This window comes from Streptomyces sp. NPDC048504 (assembly GCF_043200035.1).
Lineage (GTDB): Bacteria > Actinomycetota > Actinomycetes > Streptomycetales > Streptomycetaceae > Streptomyces.
On the sequence record NZ_JBICXA010000001.1, the window covers coordinates 285,279 to 303,189 of the forward strand.

General features: G+C 70.7%; 19 protein-coding genes. 4 read left to right on the plus strand and 15 right to left on the minus strand.

Annotation, left to right across the window (positions count from 1 at the left end; translation table 11 throughout):
- Nucleotides 1-348 precede the first annotated feature (348 nt).
- Nucleotides 349-1,128 (plus strand): hypothetical protein, encoded by a 780-nt coding sequence (locus ACGFY9_RS01300; protein ID WP_393750745.1) that lies wholly within the window; start codon nt 349-351, stop codon nt 1,126-1,128.
- Here the strand turns inward: ACGFY9_RS01300 and ACGFY9_RS01305 are convergent.
- The 6 genes from ACGFY9_RS01305 to ACGFY9_RS01330 form a co-directional block, all read right to left on the minus strand.
- The gene (locus tag ACGFY9_RS01305) at nt 1,125-3,158 is read right to left on the minus strand and encodes a TerD family protein (protein WP_393751745.1); all 2,034 of its coding nucleotides are present in this window, start codon (nt 3,156-3,158) and stop codon (nt 1,125-1,127) included. The two genes, ACGFY9_RS01300 and ACGFY9_RS01305, sit on opposite strands and share 4 nt — an antisense overlap.
- Nucleotides 3,159-3,298: 140 nt before the next feature.
- The gene (locus tag ACGFY9_RS01310; protein WP_393751747.1) at nt 3,299-4,069 is read right to left on the minus strand and encodes a TIGR03943 family putative permease subunit; all 771 of its coding nucleotides are present in this window, start codon (nt 4,067-4,069) and stop codon (nt 3,299-3,301) included.
- The gene (locus tag ACGFY9_RS01315) at nt 4,066-5,025 is read right to left on the minus strand and encodes a permease (protein ID WP_393751749.1); all 960 of its coding nucleotides are present in this window, start codon (nt 5,023-5,025) and stop codon (nt 4,066-4,068) included. The genes ACGFY9_RS01310 and ACGFY9_RS01315 overlap by 4 nt, the downstream gene beginning before the upstream one ends.
- A 145-nt stretch (nt 5,026-5,170) precedes the next feature.
- Nucleotides 5,171-6,514: a tetratricopeptide repeat protein gene (locus tag ACGFY9_RS01320; RefSeq protein WP_393750747.1), complete on the minus strand. Its 1,344-nt coding sequence runs from the start codon at nt 6,512-6,514 to the stop codon at nt 5,171-5,173.
- Between the two features lie 48 nt (nt 6,515-6,562).
- Complete coding sequence (locus ACGFY9_RS01325; RefSeq protein WP_393750749.1) at nt 6,563-6,817, minus strand: DUF397 domain-containing protein; 255 nt, start codon at nt 6,815-6,817, stop codon at nt 6,563-6,565.
- Nucleotides 6,789-7,625, minus strand: coding sequence for a helix-turn-helix domain-containing protein (locus ACGFY9_RS01330; RefSeq protein ID WP_393750751.1), 837 nt, complete (start codon nt 7,623-7,625; stop codon nt 6,789-6,791). Before ACGFY9_RS01330 ends, ACGFY9_RS01325 begins: the two co-directional genes overlap by 29 nt.
- A 113-nt stretch (nt 7,626-7,738) precedes the next feature.
- Here ACGFY9_RS01330 and ACGFY9_RS01335 point away from each other — a divergent pair, with 113 nt between their 5' ends.
- Nucleotides 7,739-8,056 (plus strand): DUF6401 family natural product biosynthesis protein, encoded by a 318-nt coding sequence (locus ACGFY9_RS01335; protein ID WP_393750752.1) that lies wholly within the window; start codon nt 7,739-7,741, stop codon nt 8,054-8,056.
- A gap of 237 nt (nt 8,057-8,293) precedes the next feature.
- Here ACGFY9_RS01335 and ACGFY9_RS01340 read toward each other — a convergent pair whose 3' ends face one another.
- The 5 genes from ACGFY9_RS01340 to ACGFY9_RS01360 all read right to left on the minus strand — a co-directional run bounded on the left by ACGFY9_RS01340 (nt 8,294) and on the right by ACGFY9_RS01360 (nt 11,909).
- Nucleotides 8,294-8,884, minus strand: coding sequence for a Uma2 family endonuclease (locus ACGFY9_RS01340; RefSeq protein WP_393750754.1), 591 nt, complete (start codon nt 8,882-8,884; stop codon nt 8,294-8,296).
- A 180-nt stretch (nt 8,885-9,064) separates the two neighbouring features.
- On the minus strand, nt 9,065-9,733 hold the full coding sequence (locus ACGFY9_RS01345) for a hypothetical protein (RefSeq protein WP_393750756.1): 669 nt from the start codon (nt 9,731-9,733) through the stop codon (nt 9,065-9,067).
- 151 nt (nt 9,734-9,884) lie between these two features.
- Nucleotides 9,885-10,721 (minus strand): hypothetical protein, encoded by an 837-nt coding sequence (locus tag ACGFY9_RS01350; protein WP_393750758.1) that lies wholly within the window; start codon nt 10,719-10,721, stop codon nt 9,885-9,887.
- A gap of 134 nt (nt 10,722-10,855) precedes the next feature.
- Entirely contained in the window at nt 10,856-11,401 is a 546-nt protein-coding gene (locus ACGFY9_RS01355; RefSeq protein ID WP_393750760.1) for a WD40 repeat domain-containing protein, read from the minus strand.
- Nucleotides 11,295-11,909 carry a helix-turn-helix domain-containing protein gene (locus ACGFY9_RS01360; RefSeq protein WP_393750762.1) on the minus strand — a complete coding sequence of 205 codons (615 nt, stop codon included), beginning with the start codon at nt 11,907-11,909 and terminating at the stop codon, nt 11,295-11,297. The genes ACGFY9_RS01355 and ACGFY9_RS01360 overlap by 107 nt, the downstream gene beginning before the upstream one ends.
- Nucleotides 11,910-12,115: 206 nt before the next feature.
- Here ACGFY9_RS01360 and ACGFY9_RS01365 point away from each other — a divergent pair, with 206 nt between their 5' ends.
- The gene (locus ACGFY9_RS01365; protein ID WP_393750763.1) at nt 12,116-13,360 is read left to right on the plus strand and encodes an amidohydrolase; all 1,245 of its coding nucleotides are present in this window, start codon (nt 12,116-12,118) and stop codon (nt 13,358-13,360) included.
- On the opposite strand, the gene ACGFY9_RS01370 is transcribed toward ACGFY9_RS01365, so the two are convergent.
- From ACGFY9_RS01370 to ACGFY9_RS01380, 3 genes are all read right to left on the minus strand, one after another.
- A complete protein-coding gene (locus ACGFY9_RS01370; protein WP_393750765.1) occupies nt 13,361-14,581 on the minus strand; it encodes a hypothetical protein in 1,221 nt (406 codons plus the stop codon).
- Nucleotides 14,582-14,680: 99 nt separating this feature from the next.
- On the minus strand, nt 14,681-15,862 hold the full coding sequence (locus ACGFY9_RS01375) for a PP2C family protein-serine/threonine phosphatase (RefSeq protein ID WP_393750767.1): 1,182 nt from the start codon (nt 15,860-15,862) through the stop codon (nt 14,681-14,683).
- Nucleotides 15,863-15,897: 35 nt separating this feature from the next.
- The gene (locus ACGFY9_RS01380) at nt 15,898-16,536 is read right to left on the minus strand and encodes an NAD(P)-dependent oxidoreductase (protein ID WP_393750769.1); all 639 of its coding nucleotides are present in this window, start codon (nt 16,534-16,536) and stop codon (nt 15,898-15,900) included.
- A gap of 101 nt (nt 16,537-16,637) precedes the next feature.
- On the opposite strand from ACGFY9_RS01380, the gene ACGFY9_RS01385 reads away from it, so the two are divergent.
- On the plus strand, nt 16,638-17,108 hold the full coding sequence (locus tag ACGFY9_RS01385) for a hypothetical protein (protein ID WP_393750770.1): 471 nt from the start codon (nt 16,638-16,640) through the stop codon (nt 17,106-17,108).
- 70 nt (nt 17,109-17,178) lie between these two features.
- Here ACGFY9_RS01385 and ACGFY9_RS01390 read toward each other — a convergent pair whose 3' ends face one another.
- Nucleotides 17,179-17,748, minus strand: a complete 570-nt coding sequence (locus ACGFY9_RS01390) for an SH3 domain-containing protein (protein ID WP_393750772.1) — start codon at nt 17,746-17,748, stop codon at nt 17,179-17,181.
- Between the last annotated feature and the right edge of the window lie 163 nt (nt 17,749-17,911).

Consider the following 17,911-nt stretch of genomic DNA (forward strand, 5'->3'; position numbering starts at 1 on the left):
ACGGAGGCCGACAAGTCGTCCAGAGCGCTCCCTCGAACCAACTCATCCCGGCACGGTCGAAACGCTCACCCTGAACCGGCCTCCAGGCCGCTCCAGCGAGTCGTCCGTGGCCGCCGGGCCGCCGGTCGCCAGGTCGCCGCAGAGCATCTGGACCGGGGCGCGGGGCTGTGTTTGATTTGCGGCTACCGCCGCGTGGGCGCGACCAGCCCCCACCGGGCCCGCACCCGACGCACAACCCACGCGCCCCCTCTCACCCGGACGGCCCGGCGCGCTGGTGGGCGGGCGCGGGCGGTGGTGCCGTTGGGGAACGCACCCCGTGCACGGCACCCCGCCCCAGGAGGGACCTCGATGACCCGTACCCCGGCCCGCGTCCTCGTCGCGATACTCGCCGCGGGCACCCCGCTGACCGCGGCCGGCTGCGCGAACGAGGCGATCCTGCACAAGGTGACGACCGCGCCGTCCCCCTCGGCCGTGCGGACGTCCCCCGCCGCCCATGCCTCCCCGGCCGCCGCCCCCGTCCTCACCCCGGCCCAGGCCCAGGCCGCGCTGATCACGGACGCGGATCTGGGCGCCCCCTGGACCCCGACCCAGGGCACGGCGACCTGGCGGGACACCCTGCTCAAGGCGAAGACGGCCGCACCCGACTGCCAACGCCTCCTGGACGCCCTCTACGCCGACGAACTCCTCGGCACCCCCGCGACCACCCAGGCGGTGACCACCCTCGACGACACCGGCGACGAGGCCCAACTCCGTTACCAGGTGGCCGCGTTCAAACCGGCGGACGTGGACCGCACGATGACCTGGCTCACGTCCCTCCCCCAGAAGTGCGCGAACTTCACGGCGACGACAACCCGCTCCGGCACACAGACCGTGACCGTCACCGAGGCCACCCTCCCGAACGTCGGCGACGCCCGCGAGGGCCTCCACCTCACCCTCACCGGCACCACCCCCGAGGGCGACCAGTCCACCCTCACCCTCGACACCGCCGCCGTCCGCATCGGCGACGACACCATCACCTTCACGAACGGCGGCCTGGGGAACGTACCGGCGGACGCGATGCAGCAGGCGCTCCCGACCGGCGCGCAACGACTCACGGATGTGCAGAAGCAGGGGCGGGTGCAGATCTAGGCGTCGACGGTTCGCCGGGCCCGCGCCGCACGCCCGTCCAGGTGCACCACCACACTCGCGTGGAAACGGTCCACGGACTCGTCGACGCTGCGGATGAATCCCGATTCGGCGGTGCCCCGGGTGTTGCCCATGCCCCTGAAGAGGGAGAGCCGGAAGCCGGTGATCTGTGCCCCGTTCTTGGGGAGGATGTCGGCCGGTTCGGGCCGCAGACGTTCCAGCGTGCCGCGCGGCCCGCCCGTCTGCCCCTCCAAGAGGGTCTCGACATGCAGGTCGGCCGGTGCCTCGGCGAGCCGGCGGATGAGGCGCTTGGCCCAGGTGAGGGGGTAGCCCTGGTCGGGTGCGGCGATCTCGATGGACGTGCGCAGCTTGCCGGTGCGCAGGTCGGCGCAGAGGGCGAGGACGCCGGGCGTGCCCTCGATACGGAGTTCGGCGTCGAGCCGGCCGTCGACGCAGAGCCGGTCGGCCAACGCGGCCCGTCGCGATGCCGGGTCGGTACCGCGCTTGGCGCGCTGCACAGGCAGCACCTTCTCGCCGAGTTCGCCGCCGAGCCGTAGACACACCTGCCGGACGAGCCGTTCCCAGCTCTCCACGACCTCCATCGCCCGCGCGTCGCCCTGGCACAGGGTGTCGGTGTCGATGGCGTTGCGCACGGGCACCCAGGAGCGGCCCATGTTCTGGAAGCCGTGGCAGCCGGAGTTCTCGTGCTGGAGGTAGTGCAGCAGTTCCTGGAGCAGCCAGGCGTGCGCCGCGTTGCCGACGCCCTCGTGCCGGATCAACAGCTGTGCCTGGTGGGCGACTTCGGCCCAGGACAGATGCCAGAGCGCCACCTTGTGCTTGCGCCGCCCGTCGAGCTTGACCTCCACCAGCGGGCTGCCCTCCAGTTCCACGTCGTTGGAGAGCGTGATGACGGCCTCGTATCCGCGCCGGGCCGCTATGTCGGCGTAGGCCTGCACCTGGTCCGGCTTGAGCGGGTTGCCGTTCGTCTTCGTCTCGACGAGCGCGGTCCACAACTTGCCCGCCCGCTCGACCCGGATCACCCCGTCGGGCCGCCTCGGGGACTCACCGTTGGGCAGCGTGACCTCGGTGAACGTCTCCATCCGCCCGACCGGCGCCCCGAACGCGGCCGTCAACCGCCGCCCGAACTCCGGCACTTGGGCCATCACCGACAGCAGCACGGAGGTCGCCCGGGTCTCCCGCTCGTGGTCGCTCTTGAGCGCGGACGCCGGGAAGAGCCGGGCCCCCCGCCAGGAGTCGTTCTCGGCGAGCGACTTCTTGGCCACCTTCGGCAGGGTGACCTTCTTCTTGGCCGTACGAGGACGGGCGGGACGCGGAGCTGCCTCGGCCCCGCCACCCGCCTCGGGTACCGACTCGACCGCGGGACTCGACGGCTGCGCGGGAATCACGGAGACGGCTTCCGGCGCACGGACCGGGGCTTCGGAGTCCGGCTCGGCGTCGGAATCGGAAGCGCCCTCCACGTCTGCGTCCGTGCCCGCGTCGTCGTCGATGTCGACGCCGAAGTCCGTTGCCACGCCCGCGAGTCCGGACTCGTAGCCTTGTCCGATCGCCCGGAACTTCCAGTCCCCGCCCCGCCGGTAGAACTCGCCGAAGAGCAGCGCGCTGACCTCGCCGGGATCGTCGATCGAGAAGCGCAGCAGGCTCTCACCGGAGCCGTCGGCCAACGTCAGGCGCAGATCCTGCAGTTCGGAGAAACGGGCGCTCTCATAACGGCTCGCCGCTACAACGATCTGATCGACTCCGGCCGGAATTGCGGTCAGATCGAACGTGATCCGGTCCTCGCTGCCGTCCGCCGTCGGCGCCTTGCCGAGCAGCTGGACGCTGCCGTCTGCGGCGACGGGGTTGTTGTAGAAGTAGAAGTCCCCGTCGCTGCGCACTTTTCCGTCCGCGGTGAGCAGCAGTACGGAGACGTCCGCGTCGCCCTCTCCCGTCGGACTGCCCCAGCTCAGGCTCATCATCACCGACCCGACGTCCTCGCTCAGCGACGCCAGACCGACGTTCCCACCCTTGACCATCTCGTGCACGAGGCCCCCCAGATGCACGGCCGCACAGCACTTCCGGCGGCCCCTGTTTCGTAGCGATGTGTGACGCGCTCCACACCCAGCGCATCAGAGGCACCTTAACGCGCAGGAATCACCCGAACCTCCAGAATGCGTCAACGCTTGTCATACGGGTCAGCCGGTTCCTTCACCTGCTTGACCACCGTCGCCTTGAGCACCGGCGGCCACGCCCCGTCCGTCCCGAGCTTGCCCTTCGGGATCCACGTGCCCGTGGCCGTGACCCAACTGTCCGTCTGAGGCGCCCCGTCGGCCTCGTCGCCCCGGATCTCGACCTTGCTGATCGTCGCGTCGGCCGCGCAGCAGGTGACCAGGAGGCGGGTGAGGTACCAGGTTCCGTTGGAGCCGTGGGTCACGAAGCCGGTCATGCGGAGGGTGCGGCCCTTGAGGGAGCGGCCGGTGTCGTAGATCGCGCGGGAGCTGTACTGGGCGACCGAGATGTCCAGCACCTTTCCGGCGGGGAGGGCGGGGAAGGCGCCCACGCCCTGCGCCGCCCGTTGCGCCTCCTCGCGTGACGCGCTGTATGAGCCCAGTGCGGGAGGCGGGAAGAGCAGGAGCGCCAGGGCGGGGAGCGTCAGCAGCCAGGCGATTCGCGGGCCGCCGTGCGCGTGGGAGTGGGAGTGCGAGTGGCCGTGCTCGTCTTCCTCTTGCTCCTCCGGGTCATCCTCCTCGTGCTCCTCGTGCTCCCTGTGCCGCATTCCCCTCACCGCCGCGGCCAGACCCAGCAGGATCAGCAGCGCTCCCGACACGACCAGGTACGGCCTCAACGCCGCCTGCACGTACCGCAGATACAGCTCGCTGAAGAGGGAGATCCGCAGTACCGCCCCGCCCGTCAGCAACAGCAGGACCGCCGAGCCGTAGCGCCTCACAACAACCACCAACCCACCAGCGTGCTGCTGGCCACCGCCACCAGCCACGTCGTCGAAGAGAAGCGGAAGGCGAAGGCGCGGCCGAACGTGCCCGCCTGGAGGGCGATCAGTTTCAGGTCGACCATCGGGCCCACCACCATGAACGCCAGCTTCGCCGCCGGCGAGAAGCCGCTCAGCGAAGCCGCGACGAACGCGTCCGCCTCGCTGCACACGCACAGGACCACCGCCAGGAAGGCCAGCAGCAGGAGGGACAGCCAGGACGAACCCGTGAAGATGTCCAGGATCGAGCGCGGTACGGCGATGTTGAAGGTGGCCGCCGCTGCCGCGCCCAGGACCAGGAACCCGCCCGCGTGCAGGAAGTCGTGCTGAAGGCCTGCTACGAAGGCCTTCACGCCCGTTCGTGAAGAGGCGGCCGTCTGCTTGCGCTTCGGGAGGCGTAGCCACTCCTCCTTGCCGAATCTCGCCCAGAGCCAGCCCATCACCACAGCCGTGGCGAGGGAGGCGATCAGGCGGCCCAGCACCATCTTCGGCTGACCCGGGAACGCGATCGACGTCGCCACCAGCACCACCGGGTTGATCGCGGGGGCCGAGAGGAGGAAGGCCAGTGCAGCCGCCGGAGCGACCCCCCGCCGCATCAGGCTGCTCGCCACCGGTACCGACGCGCATTCACAGCCGGGGAGTACGACGCCTGCCGCGCCCGCGATGGGGACGGCGAGGGCCTGGTTGCGGGGGAGGAGGCGGGTGAACACCTTCTCCGGTACGAACGCTCCGATCGCCGCCGACACCACCGTGCCCAGCAGCAGGAAGGGGACGCCCTGGACGGCGACCGCCGTGAACACCGTCCACCAGGCGGCCACGGCCGGGGTGTAGAGGTCGATCGCCACCATCGGGCCGAGGACGGAGACGACCGTGGCGATGGCTACGAGCGCCGCGCCGCCCAGGACCGCGTAGACCATGGCGCGTACGGCCAGGCGCAGGCCGTCGACCACGGTCCGTTCGTTCTGCACGCGCACGCGCCTGTCTCATCCCGTTTCGCACCACTACCGCTACGGCTCGTCCGTCGCACGGTAACCGTCGGCGCTGTGCGGTATCCCCGATTTGTCAAAGAGGAGGCTGTGCGGGGGCCGGGCCCAGGGTCGTCGTCCCGGGGGCGGTGCGGTGGCCGAGGCCGGTGCGGTACGCGTCGAGGGCCGCCTCCACCCGGCCGGTGCGGCGGAGCAGGTCGCCGAGCATGCGGCACAGGTCGGCCAGGTCGCCGGCGGCGCCCGCGCGTTCCAGCAGGCTGAGGGCGCGGACGTAGTGCTCCTCGGCCGCGTCCGTGTCGCGGGCGTCCTCGGCGATGATGCCGAGGAGGCGGTGGGCGGCGGCGGAGTGCAGGGCACCGCGTTCGGAGCTGAGGTCGCTGAGGACGTCGTGGAGGAGGGCGGCGGCCTCGTCGGACTTGCCGCGTTTGTGCAGTACGTCGGCCAGTTCGACGGCGACCTGACTGCTGTACAGCGCCGCGCGCTTCGCCGTCAGCATCGCCAGTGCCTGTCTCAACTCGACCTCGGCGCACTCCAGTTCGCCGTCCTGGGCGTAGACGTAGCCGCGCATCCAGTGGCAGTTGGCGAGTTCGGTACGGAACTGGAGCTGACGGTACAGATCGGCGGCCTTGGCGAGGGAGGCGTCCGCCTCGGCGACCTTGCCCTCCGCTATCAGCGTCCGCGCCACCGAGCGGTGCATGCGCGCGAGCAGCGCCGGGTCCGCCACCTGCGGCGCGAGCGCCAGCGCCAACTCCGCCGCCTGGGCCGCCCTCGCGTGCGCGCCCATGTCCATGTACGGCCCTATCGCGCTCGCGTAGAGCAGCAGCAGGGCATCCGGGTCGTGCAGGCCGCCCCGGTTCAGCTCGTCGAGGGTGGACTCCAACAGGTAGACGGCGTAACGGAGTTCACCGGTGAGGTAGTGCGCCACCGCACGGCCCCGGATGGCCGGGACGCGGGACGGGAGCGGCTCGTCGGCCAGTCGGCGCTCGGCGCGCTCGAAGTACAGGCGGGCGGCGGTCAGGTCGCCGGTGTCGAGGCCGCATTCGCCCAGCCCCAGCAGCGCCACCGCCTCCTCGTCCGCGAGCCCGAGGGTCTCCGCCTCCGCGAGGAGATCGGCGTACTGCTCGGTGGCCTCCTCCGACTCCCCTGTGGCCAGGGTGCGTTGGGCCTCGGTGAGGCGCAGGCGGAGTTCGGTGGCGAGGTGGGCGGGGCGGCCGGTGGCCAACTCCTCGTAGGCGACGCCGAGTCGGTCGGCGAGGTGCCGCAGCGCGTCGTCGGAGGGGCGGACCCGGCCGGCCTCAAGCGTGGAGATGTACGCGGGCGTGTAGGCGGGCTCGGCCAACTGCCGCTGGGTGAGCCCGCGTTCGTGCCGCAACTGCTGGACCCTGCGCCCGATGACTTCCGGGTCGTCCCGTCTCACCATGCATTAATCATGCCAGTAAGCCGAGTTACAGACTGGCGAGTAACTCAGTTACATGCAGAGTGAGTTGATGAAGTCCTCGAAGTGGGCGCGGTTGATGGTGACAACAGCTCCGCCGGGGTTCTTGGAGTCACGGATCGCGACACAGGGGGCACCGGCGGCGACCTCGACGCACTCGCCGCCGTTGCTGCCGCTGAAGGACGACTTGCGCCACGCCGTAGCGCCGATGGGGGCGCACTCGACACAGTCACCGCCGTTGCTGCCGCTGTAACTGGACTTACGCCACGTCTTCCGCCCGGTCTCCATAACGTTCCTCCATCACGCGCGCGATCAGGTCGGCCGAGTCCTCCACCGAGAGGGCAGTGGCCTGCAAGCGAGCGTATCCGACCGAACGTTCCCTGATGACTTCCGGGTTGGCGGTCATGTGCCCCTGGTCGTAGCCGTCTGAGTAGTAGATGTCGGGGTCGTCGTCCAAGCGCAGGAGATTGAAGGAACCCATCGTCGCGGCGTGCGCGCCTGCGGAGAACGGCAGCACCTGGATGTTCACCCAGGGGTTCTCGCGAAAGCTCACCAGACGGGCGAGTTGTTTGCGCATGACCTCACGGCCGCCGATCTCCCGGAGCAGCACGGCCTCGTCCAGCACGACCCAGACCGCAGGCGGCTGCTTCTTCTCCAGGATGCGCTGCCGCTCCATCCGTGCCGCGACCATCTCCTCGATCTTGTCCGGGTAGTCGACGGCCAACACCGCCGCCGCGTACTCGGGCGTCTGGAGGAGGCCGTACACCACCTGGCACTGATACGTGGAGATGAAGGAGGCCTTCGCCTCCATCTCCGCGTACGGCTGGAACCATTTGGGGAGTTGGCTCCGCAGAACCATGCCGATCATGCGGGTGAAGGACCCGTCCGTCATGAACGCGGCGTCGAGGCGTTCGGCGAAGTTCCGGGTCGGGACCTTCTGCGCCGTCTCGATCTGCCCGATGAGCGAGCCGGTGCAGTAGAGGATCTTGCCGAGGCCCTCCAGCGTGAGACTCGCCGCCTCCCTCAACCGACGGCATTCGTAGCCGAAGTAGTCCAACGGGGATGCGCTCGGGTCGAGTTGGCGAACGTGGACCATGCGACAGTCACCTCCGAGTAGTTACCGGCCTGTCGCCGAGAGTAACTACTTGATGCCGCCCGGGTGATGAGAATCACGAACTCTCCATAACGCTCGTAACGTACGGTGGAGAAATGTCCCCTTTGGTCAAGATCAGCGACTCGTACGCGCCGCGCTTCGCGGAGTTCGCGTTCGAGCCCGCCTTCGTGGCCGCGGTGGACCAGCACGTGGCTGAACTGCGTGAACGCCTAGCCGCGGGCGGCCCGGATCTGACGCCCCCGCCCCCGGACCACGCCGACCTCGCGGACTACGCGCTGGGCTTCCTGGACGCGCTCGCGGAACTGGACTGGCGGGAGCCGGTCGGCCACGACTACGCGGTGTGCAGGCTGACCGCCATCAGCTGGCTGGTGCATCGGCACGGGCTGCTTCCCGAGCAGCGCCACGGTGACTGAAAAAGGCTTTCCGGTGACTCAACTCGCCCTGAAGCCCTTCCCGTTGCGTACTCCGACCCTCTAAGTTAGGCACGCATTAAGCGTGCTTAACTCATCGCTGTCGTCGCCGTAGTTGTCGCTGTCGTTGCGAGGTAGGTATGTCCGCGCGTTACGTCAGAGGATTCTGCGCCGCTGTCATCGCCGTCGCCGCCTTGATCGGAGCGGCCGCGGCGAGCCCGGCCAAGGCTGCAGACGGGGTCAGCGCATCATGTCCTTCGCGCTGTAGCGGGGCAGATCACCCGTCGCAACCGTCCACGTCCCCAGTTCGGCAGCAACGGTGACGGTGTTGCCGTAGGGCAGGTGCAGGCGGTTCTCGTACGCGGGGCGCCCCTCGCGCTTACCGATCTCCCACTGGTACGTCCATGTGCCGTTGCGCGGGTCGACGATCAGGTAGTGGGGGATGCCCATGGCCGGGTAATCGGCGGCCTTGTCCACGTAGTCGTTGTCAGGGTTCGACGGGGAGACGATCTCGATGGAGAGAAGGATCTCCCGGGGGTCGAGCGGATCGTCGGTCTCCATGGCGCTCCTCGGCACGACCAGGAGATCAGGGACGCGGAGTTTGCCCAGGGATGCGTCATCCGTGTCCGTGGCTTCGGCGACGATCATGCCGTCCGGCAACTGAGCGGACAGTTGGTCGCGGACGACCACCGCCGTGAGCTGGTGGCGGGGGCGCGGGCTCATCATCATGACGAGCTTCGCGTCGCTGATCTCCGGAAACATGAAGCCGGGCAGTGGCGTGAGATGCTCGCGCAGCTCACGCAAGTGCCGATAGATGGCCTGCTCAGTCATGCCTTGTCCCCTTTGGAGCAGTCACGAGGAGCCCGGGTCCACTATGCGAACGCTCCCTCTGGCCTGCCGGTGGAACCCATGGTAGCCAGGCCCGGTGTCCTCAGTCGGCCCCGACCGTCGCCCCGAACGCGAGCCCGGCCCCGGCGGCCGAGCCCCGTCCGGTTCACCGGTGAAACGGGTTCAGCACTTCCACGTGGCCCAGTGCAGCTCGCCCTTCAGGGAGCCGTCCGACCAGGCGACGGGCGTGTCGATGTGGATGCCCGAGGAGCCCTGGCCCGGGTAGTACCAGTAGTAGTGGCCGTCGACCCGCTTGCCGTAGTGCACCTCCAGCCAGCCCACCGAGTGCCGGACGTACGGCGCGAACCAGTACGCGCCCTTGTAGCCGGGGCGGATCGTGTTGGTGATGGTGCCGGCCGCGGTGCGGGTGTTGCCCAGGGTCCAGGTCTCGGAGGTCATCGAGCTGGCCTTCATGCCCGCCTCGAAGGTGTCCGAGAGGCCTGCGCTGACCTCGATGCTCTGGCCCTGCTCGTAGGAGTACGAGGTGTTCGTCGAGTAGCTGTAGTTCACGGCGTACGTGCCGTTGTCGGTGCCCGCGCAGTTCGCGACCACGTTGCTGGCCTGGTGCCGCTTGCCGAGCGCGGTCCAGGCGTTGACCTCGTGGTACTGGCAGGAGTCGGGCTTCCGGCTTCCGCTGTCGTGGTTGCAACTGGCGAGCACGTCCGGCTTGTCGTCGCCCCAGCCCGGGCTGGAATTCGCACTGGCGGTCCCCGTGGAGACGGGAATGAGCACCAGGGCGAGAGCGGGCGCCAGTAGAGCCAGTCGGTGGCGGCCGCGCGGGAAGACCTTCATGGTCGTTCTCCTCGTCGATACGTCGGTCGGCGTTGCCGCCCGCCACGGGTGGCAACGCCTCCGATCGTCATCGCCGCGGAGTTGATCGGACAGTCCCGCCCGAGGGGCGAATCAACTCCGGATCACGGCCTTCACCTGCACTCGCGTCGCGCTACATGCCGGACGACCCCGGCATGTCGTCCCGCCGCGGGTCCGTGCCCATGCCCCTGCCCATCTCCGTGCCCATGTCCGTCCGCTCCCGCACCGGCTGGTTCGTCATCGCGTCCTGGCGGCCCGACTGGTAGGCCGTGAGGCTGCCCCTGGCGTTGGTGGTCTCGCGCTCGGCCGCCATCAGCATGCGCTCCATGCGCTGGCGCATCGGGGTGATCATGCCGCCGCCGACACCGACGATCAGGATGCCGGCCGCGGTCGCGAGGGCCGCGTAGAGCACCGGCTGGGTGACCGAGGTGGCGATGCCCGCCTGGCCGAGGGCCGCGATCACGCCGAGCGCCATGATGCAGGCCCAGACGATGGTCGCGAGCATCTTGCCGTACGACATGGACGAGAGGGCGCTGCCCACGATGCCCCGGACCGCGTTGGCGATGGCCATCGCGACGACGACCAGGACGACCGCGACGATGCCGCGCGGGAGCCAGGCGACGATGCCGTTGATCATCGTGCTGACCGGGTTGGAGCCGAAGACGCCGAGCGCGAGCTGGAGGGTGATCAGCATCAGCGCGTAGTACACGATCTTGCAGACGATGCCGGTCATGTCGTACTTGGAGTCCCGCAAGTACCGTTCCGTACCGGCCCGTTCGGAGAGTTTCTCCGAGCCGACCTTGCGCAGTACCCGGTCCAGGACACGGGCGATCATCTTCGACACGAACCAGCCGATGGCCAGGATGACCAGGAAGCCGACGAGCTTCGGCACGAACTGCGCGACCTTCGACCAGGCGTCGTTCAGCCCCTGGGTGAAGTTGATGGCGAGGGTGGCTTCGGGAACAGCCATGGGCGGCACTTCCTTCGGTGGGTCCTGGTGGGTACTACTGGCCCCCTTGTTTTCTTCGTTCTTCATCAGTGGAGCAGCGCCGTGCGGACGCGGCCGCGTGAGCTGGGCCGTACGGGTGAGAAGCCACCGGATGATCAGCAGATACGGCGGTACGGGGCGTCCGGCACGTACGTCCGCCACTGCGCCCGGGTCAGTTCCGCGTTCCCGGTGCGCGCGCAGATCCGTGCCAGGGCCCGGCCCGGGTCCACGGCGTAGCGCTGGAGCGGGACGTGGGCGCTGCCGGCGTAGACCGTGGTGCCGTCGGGGCTGAAGGCCAGCGAGGTGATCGCCTCGCCCGGAGTCGTCAACGGGGCGCTGCTGAGCGGCTGTTGGGTGGCCACGTCCCAGAGGTGCAGGCTGCCGCCGCTGCCGCCGACCGCGAAGGCGCGGCCGTCGGGGCTGAAGACGACGGCCGAGACGCCTTCCGGGTCGGTGCCGAAGGGAGTGGTGCCGATCGGGGCGGGGAAGACGTTGCGCAGGATGCCCTCGCGGTGGCGCAGTCCTCCGTCCCACAGGTCGACCCGGCCCGTCTGGTCACCGACCGCCAGCGTGGAGCCGTCGGCGCCGAAGGCGAGCGCGCCGATCTGGTCGCCCCGCACGAGGTCGTGCCCACTGGACCGGCCCGAGGGCAGCCGGGCCACCCTGCCCTCGCCGACCAGCAGCCCGTCGTCCGGGCGGACGGCGAGGTGGCTGCCGGTGACGCCGGTGAGGACCGCCCCGGTACGGCGGCGCCGGGCCGTCGTCGTCCGGATCCGTCGACTCGGCGGCGCGGTTCGCCTCCGCCTCGGCCTCTTTCCAGCGCGGGCCCCACTCCGCCGGGTCGCCGTCGCAGGCCCGCACGTACCCCTCGACCACGGCGAGCGTCGGCAGCCGTTCGCCGGCCGCGGCCTGGGACAGCGTGGTCGCCGAGAAACCCGCCGCCTTCGCCATCGTCCGGTACGACGGTCCGCCCGCCGCCCGGCGCAGCTCCCGCAACGCGTGCGCGAGCCCCTGCACGGCACCCGCCCGCGGGTCGACCGGTCGCTCGGGACGACCCATGCGCGTACCTCCGTACACCTGACGAAAGTGACATCCGAAGCGATGACCATACGGACCAGGAAACGGCCGGGTTGCCCCTGGGTGACGTGTGGGTGACGCCGGTCCGCCCATGTCCTTACAACGGGATTGATTGCCCTGGTGGGAGGGGCGTGCCAATCAATACGGCGGCCGGAAACATGGGTCGTGGCATCCCCCACACCGGGATCGCGGGGACCGGCCGATCTCACGCCGGGACCTCCACCAGCCGCCCCGGCGGGGCATCCCCCCTGTCCCGCCGGGGCTCCCGTACGCACAACCGGCCCGCATACGCTGCCCCCGTGACCACTTCCCCCGCCGCGCGCGCCGCACTCGACCTCACCGCCGACCTCCCGGTCCCCGACCTGGAGGACTTCTACCGGGACCTGCACCGGCACCCCGAGCTGTCCGGCAGCGAACACCGCACGGCCGCGAAGCTCGCCGAACGCCTCACCAAGGCGGGTTACGACACCGTCGAGGGCATCGGCGGTACCGGCGTCGCCGGGGTGCTCCGCAACGGCGACGGCCCGACGGTGCTGCTGCGCGCCGACATGGACGCGCTGCCGGTGCAGGAGGAGACCGGGCTGTCGTACGTCTCCTCGGTCCCCGGCGCGATGCACGCCTGCGGGCACGACCTGCACGTGACCTGGCTGGCGGGCGCGGCCCAGGCGCTGGCCGCCGGGCGGGACGCCTGGTCGGGGACGCTGGTGCTGGTGGGCCAGCCGGCGGAGGAGACGGGTTCGGGCGCGGCGGCGATGGTGGCCGACGGCCTGTACGACCGCGTCCCGCGCCCGGACGTCCTGCTCGCCCAGCACGCGGCACCGGGTCCCGCCGGGTTCTACCCGCACGTGCCCGGCCTGATCATGTCGGCCTCGACGGACATCGACATCGTCGTCCACGGACTCGGCGGCCACGGCTCCCGCCCCGAGGCGACGGTCGACCCGGTCGTCACGGCCGCGTACCTGGTGACCCGCCTGCAGACGATCGTGTCCCGGGAGATCGCGGCCCGTGACTCCGCCGTCCTGACCGTGGGCCGTATCGAGGCGGGCACCCGGCACAACATCATCCCGGCCGAGGCCCGGATCTCCCTCAATCTGCGGACCCAGTCCGACGACGTGCGGGAGCGGATGATCGCCGCGATCCGCCGTATCGCGTCCGGCGAATGCCTCGCCGCGGGCTGCCCGCGCGAGCCCGAGGTGACCATCGGCACCAGCCTCCCCACGATGGTCAACGACGCGGACACCGACCGCCGGATCGCCGCCGTGCACACCGAGGTCCTCGGCGCGGGCACGGTCTTCGACCCCGGCCCGGCGACCGGCAGCGAGGACTTCCCCCACCTGGTCCCCGAGGGCGTCCCGTACTCCTACTGGTTCGTGACGAGCACTCCGGCGGACGTGTGGGACGCGGCCCCCGGCACGGACCTGATGGAGAAGTTCCACGCCGTCCCCAGCAACCACAGCCCGCGGTTCGCCCCGGACCTGGTGACGGTGACGCCGGGTGTACGGACCCTGGTGTCAGGCGCGTTGGAGATCCTGACGGTGAACTGACTAGCCCAGCAGCTGGAGTTGGACCAGGTGCTGCTGTACGTGATCCAGGGCGCCCGCGCGGCGCCCTGGCACCCGGCTCCTCAACTCGGCCAGTCCGGGCCCGAGTTCACGAGCGCGGGCCGGTTCGTGGATCTGCCCCCACTGGTGATGGGCACGGTCCACGGCCGCCTCGACGGCGGCCGCGTCGGGTGACTGTCCCGCCGCCAGCCGCGCCGAGGCCACCGCAAGCCAGGCCCGACAACTCCGCACCGGATCCCCCGCCAACATCGCCAGATCGGCCCGCACTTCGGTCCAGTGCAGCGCTTCTTCGGAACCCCGGCCGTGCGCGCGGACGGCGGCCTGCTCGTGCTCGGCGGCGAGGGCGTCGGCGTCGAGGTGCCGACCGGCTTGCGCGGCGGAGGCGACGGCGATGTGCGGGTCGCTGTCGCGGCTTGGCGGCGCGCTGTCCTCGCTCCGAGCGGCACTCTTTGGACTCGGGCCGGCATTACTCAGCCCGTCTGGGGGTCCCCCCTCTGGGGGAGTTTGAGGACGAGGCCCCTTCAGGGCCGACGGGGGTCTGGGGGCGGAGCCCCCAGGGACGCCCGCCCCGACGCTCCCCGGCGAGGCAAGCACCACGTCCGCATACCCCTCCGCCCCCAGCCGGCCAACCGCCTGCTGATGCAACTGCTCAACCGGCGGACGCCACCCGCTGCGCAGAATCGTCGCGACCGCCTTCATGTACGCCGGCGCAGCCACCACACGCCGAGCGGGAGGCGGTGCGATGCGACCGTAAACGGCGTTCGTGCGGCCCGAGTCGAGTGGATGAGCCCGCAGCCACTGCCAGGTCTCCGCATCCGTGTGCAGGTCGAGCAGCAACGTCGTCGTCCCGGGTGCGCGCAGGCGCAACTCCTCCCGGACCCAGGCCCACGGAAACGCCGTGTAGCGGACGGTCGCCGGGGTCGTACGAGCCAGGGCCAGATGCGGAAGGTGCTGTTTCCGGTCGAGTTGGAGCTGGCCGGTGACGAACACGGTCAACGGACCCGGTGCCGTGGCGGCGGCCCGCAACCGGGTCAGGACAGCCTGCGGCTCCAGCGGGTCGGCGAGTTCGACAACGTTGGCGGTGTCCGTGCCGGACAGGACCGCGGGGTCGACGGCCGCGAGGACCGGCAGCACCGACGCCGCGTCCACCAGGCATCCCTTGCCCACCGGCGAGGCCGCGAGCAGCAGCACCGTTCCAGGCATACGTCCTCCCCCGAACCGTCCAACACGGCGATCACATCGTTCACTTCGTACCGCAGCACCGTAACCTCTGCTCACCCTCTGCTGCCGCAAAGGGTGATGTCAGGACCGCCGTACCGCGAAGATCGTGGTGTCGTCGGCGAGATGTCCGCCGCTGTGGCGCAGGGTGCCGTCACGGACGTAGGCGACGAGACGTTCCGGGTCGGCGAGGTGCGGATCGGCCGACACGCCTTCCGTGACAAGGGACTTGAGCGGGTAGAAGACGCCCGCCCCGTCCCGCGCCTCCGTCACCCCGTCGGTGACCACGAGCAGGGTCTCCCCGGGGGCGAGGGTGATCCGGAGCGTCGGCGGCGGCCCGTCCATGTGGGCCAACTCGCCCAGCCCGAGCGGGAGTCCGTGCCCGGGCGGCAGGGACCGTACCCCGTGCGGGCCGACCACCAGCGGGGGTTCGTGACCGAAGTTGACGACCTCGACGGTGTCCGGTTCGGCGACGGGGAAGCTCAGCAGGACGGCTGTCGCGAACCGGTCGATGCGGTCGTCGTCCTCGCGGTCGAGGGCGGCGAGATGCAGCCCGTGCCGGTGGATCCGGGTCTCCAGCCGCGCGGCGACGGTCGCCAGCTCCCGCTCGTGGTACCCCGCCTCGCGGAACGTGCCGAGCAGCGCGGCCGCCGCCTCCACCGCGCCGAGCCCCTTGCCCTGGACGTCACCGACGAGCGCGCGGGTGCCGTACAGGCCGGGCTGGATGTCGTAGAAGTCGCCGCCGACGCGGGCGAAGGCGTCCGCGGCGAGGTAGACGGCCGCGTGGTCGAGGCCGCCCCAGCCCGGCGGCAGCGGGCGCAGCAGCGTACGGCGGGTGGTCTCGGCGACGTCCCGCATGCGCAGCATCCGGCGTTCGCCGCGGACCCGGACCGCGCAGGCCAGGACGGCGAGGGCGCCGCCGACGCCGACGAGGATGAAGTCGGGCAGCCCGGTCTGGTACTGGCGCGGCCAGGCGTGGTCGGCGAGGACGTAGGTGCCGAGGCCGAGCACCGCGAACACGGCCGTGCCCCGCACCCCGCAGATCGCCGCGGCGATACCGGGCACGAGCACGATCCACGAAACGGTCCGGAACTCGCCGCTGGTGTACCAGTCGACCAGCAGGATGGTGACGAGCACCAGCAGCGGCGGTATCCAGGCGACGCTCCGCCCGCGCACCCGCAGCAGGTGCTGCCGCCGGAGCGCGTCGGGGTCCCCGGCGCGGGGCAGCCGGTCGAGCGGGGAGCGCCCGGAGTCGCCGTGGCGCACGAGTCCGAACCCTGTTCCACGACGGCGCACGACCGTCAGTACGCGACCGACATCCGGCCGCGCGGGTGGGCGTCCGCTTCCAGTTCGTCGACGAAGGCGACCGCGTAGTCCTCGGCGCTGATGAAACTGCGGCCCTGGTCGTCGGTCATGAACTGGTCCCCGCCGACGCGGAAGCGGCCGGTGCGGGTGCCGGGGGCGATCTCGGCGGCGGGGGAGACGTACGTCCAGTCGAGGCCGTCGTCCAGGGCGCGGTAGTAGGCGAGGACGTCGCGGTGGGCGTGCGCCTCCGGGAGGTAGGCCTCGGGGAATCCGGGCTGGTCGCTGAGGGCCTGCCCGGGGGCGACCTCCAGGCCGCCGGCGCCGCCGACCACCAGGAGCCGTCCGACACCGGCCGCGCGGACGCCCGCGACGAGGGCCTCGTTCAGGGCGAGGAAGGGGCCGCGCGGGTCGCTGCCGTCGCGGGGCGGCACGCACGCGGAGGCCACGGCGTCGGCGCCGCGCGCGACCTCGGTCACCATCGCCGGGTCCGTCGCGTCGGCCGCCGTGGCGGTGACCCCGGGGACGGGCGACTGGCCGGAGCGGCTGACCGCCAGGACCTGGTGGCCGCGGGCCGACGCCTCCGTCGCGATCCGGCTGCCGACCATGCCGGTGGCGCCGAAGAGTACGAGCTTCATGCGCCCCAGCGAAACACGCTGCAACGGAGGCCGCACGCCGACTTGCCACCGCCTCCGCCGGGGTGTGCATTGGTAGTACGGGGAGAGAGAGGAGTGCTCTCATGGCTCAAGCGGCACCCACGCCCGGCGGAATGACCGGCCCGGGCAACACCACCGGCCGGGGCGGATTCACCAGCAATCTGCCCGACATCTTCGACGCACGCGTCCACCGCGTGGCGAAGGTCGCGATCCCGGTCGTCCTGGGACTCGTCTACGGCTACTGGGCGGCGGCCAACCGTCGCAGCGGCGGCCCCATCACCGGCTGGAACATCCTGTTCGGCTTCGTGACGGCGCTCGCGTTCATCGTGCTGTGCCTGGCGGTCGCGCAGTTCGCGCCGCTGCTCAAGCGCGAGCTGCACTCGCTGGTCAAGTCCGGCTTCGCGGGCGCGGCGCTCGGCTTCCTCTACAGCCAGACCGGCGAGAGCGTGCTGCGCTCCACGGCCCTCGGTCTCGCGACCACGGCGGCCGTCTTCCTGGTCTTCTTCTACCGCTATTACACGCGCGAGGACGGAGAGGGCAACCGCGTCCGCTGACCGGACACGGACAGCAACACATGGGCCCCGGCACCGAGTTGGTGCCGGGGCCCACGCGTTGCCTGTCTCCCTACGGTGCCCAGTTCCAGATGCCGCCACCGGTCTGCGAACCGGAGGAACTCCAGCTCCACGAGCCCGAGACGCTCCACGACCCGGAGGCCGACGTGCTCCACGAGGACGAGCTGTTGTCGTTCCAGTTCGGGTCGTTGTTCCAGTTGGAGTTGCCCGAATTGCCGTTGCCGTCGCGCCAGCCCGGACACGGGTCCGAGCAGGACGGCACGCCCTGGCCGCCGGTGTCGACGAACGCGGCGCTGGCCCAGGCCTGCGCGCCGACGAGCCAGTACCAGTCGGGATTTCCGTTGACGCTCTGTCCCCTGACCACGCATTGGACGCGGTCCTGACTGCCCGGTGCGAGCGAGTCGACGACAGGGGAACGGGTGGTGGGCGACTCCCGCACGTTCAGATCCGTGCGGGACACGATGGTGCCCCAGATCGGACTGCCGCCACCGCCGCCACCGCCATGTCCTTCGGCGTACGTGGTCGGTGCTGCCGCTGCCGTGGTGCCCGCCGCCGCGACGGCGAGAGTGCCACCGGTGAGCAGGGCCGCGGCCAGAGTCCGCAGGGCCGGAGTGGTGCGCATGTTCGGCCTCCTTCTCCCCAGCTCCAGGAAACACCCGTTCGGGTGAAGCCTCCACCCGAGAGCGGACTCCCCAGTTCCGCCAAGGGTTCCGCGACCGGGACCGCCCATTCGGCTTGACATTCAACCCATACGCAGTCAAAAAACCCCGACCCGCTCGCATACG

Coding starts and splice junctions, on each gene's coding strand:
- ACGFY9_RS01300 (WP_393750745.1), top strand. CDS start 349: ATGACCCGTACCCCGGCCCGCGTCCTCGTCGCGATACTCGCCGCGGGC.
- ACGFY9_RS01370 (WP_393750765.1), bottom strand. CDS start 14,581: ATGCCTGGAACGGTGCTGCTGCTCGCGGCCTCGCCGGTGGGCAAGGGA.
- ACGFY9_RS01315 (WP_393751749.1), bottom strand. CDS start 5,025: ATGGTCTACGCGGTCCTGGGCGGCGCGGCGCTCGTAGCCATCGCCACG.
- ACGFY9_RS01345 (WP_393750756.1), bottom strand. CDS start 9,733: ATGAAGGTCTTCCCGCGCGGCCGCCACCGACTGGCTCTACTGGCGCCC.
- ACGFY9_RS01340 (WP_393750754.1), bottom strand. CDS start 8,884: ATGACTGAGCAGGCCATCTATCGGCACTTGCGTGAGCTGCGCGAGCAT.
- ACGFY9_RS01335 (WP_393750752.1), top strand. CDS start 7,739: ATGTCCCCTTTGGTCAAGATCAGCGACTCGTACGCGCCGCGCTTCGCG.
- ACGFY9_RS01305 (WP_393751745.1), bottom strand. CDS start 3,158: ATGGTCAAGGGTGGGAACGTCGGTCTGGCGTCGCTGAGCGAGGACGTC.
- ACGFY9_RS01385 (WP_393750770.1), top strand. CDS start 16,638: ATGGCTCAAGCGGCACCCACGCCCGGCGGAATGACCGGCCCGGGCAAC.
- ACGFY9_RS01330 (WP_393750751.1), bottom strand. CDS start 7,625: ATGGTCCACGTTCGCCAACTCGACCCGAGCGCATCCCCGTTGGACTAC.
- ACGFY9_RS01360 (WP_393750762.1), bottom strand. CDS start 11,909: ATGGGCGGACCGGCGTCACCCACACGTCACCCAGGGGCAACCCGGCCG.
- ACGFY9_RS01350 (WP_393750758.1), bottom strand. CDS start 10,721: ATGGCTGTTCCCGAAGCCACCCTCGCCATCAACTTCACCCAGGGGCTG.
- ACGFY9_RS01325 (WP_393750749.1), bottom strand. CDS start 6,817: ATGGAGACCGGGCGGAAGACGTGGCGTAAGTCCAGTTACAGCGGCAGC.
- ACGFY9_RS01320 (WP_393750747.1), bottom strand. CDS start 6,514: ATGGTGAGACGGGACGACCCGGAAGTCATCGGGCGCAGGGTCCAGCAG.
- ACGFY9_RS01390 (WP_393750772.1), bottom strand. CDS start 17,748: ATGCGCACCACTCCGGCCCTGCGGACTCTGGCCGCGGCCCTGCTCACC.
- ACGFY9_RS01380 (WP_393750769.1), bottom strand. CDS start 16,536: ATGAAGCTCGTACTCTTCGGCGCCACCGGCATGGTCGGCAGCCGGATC.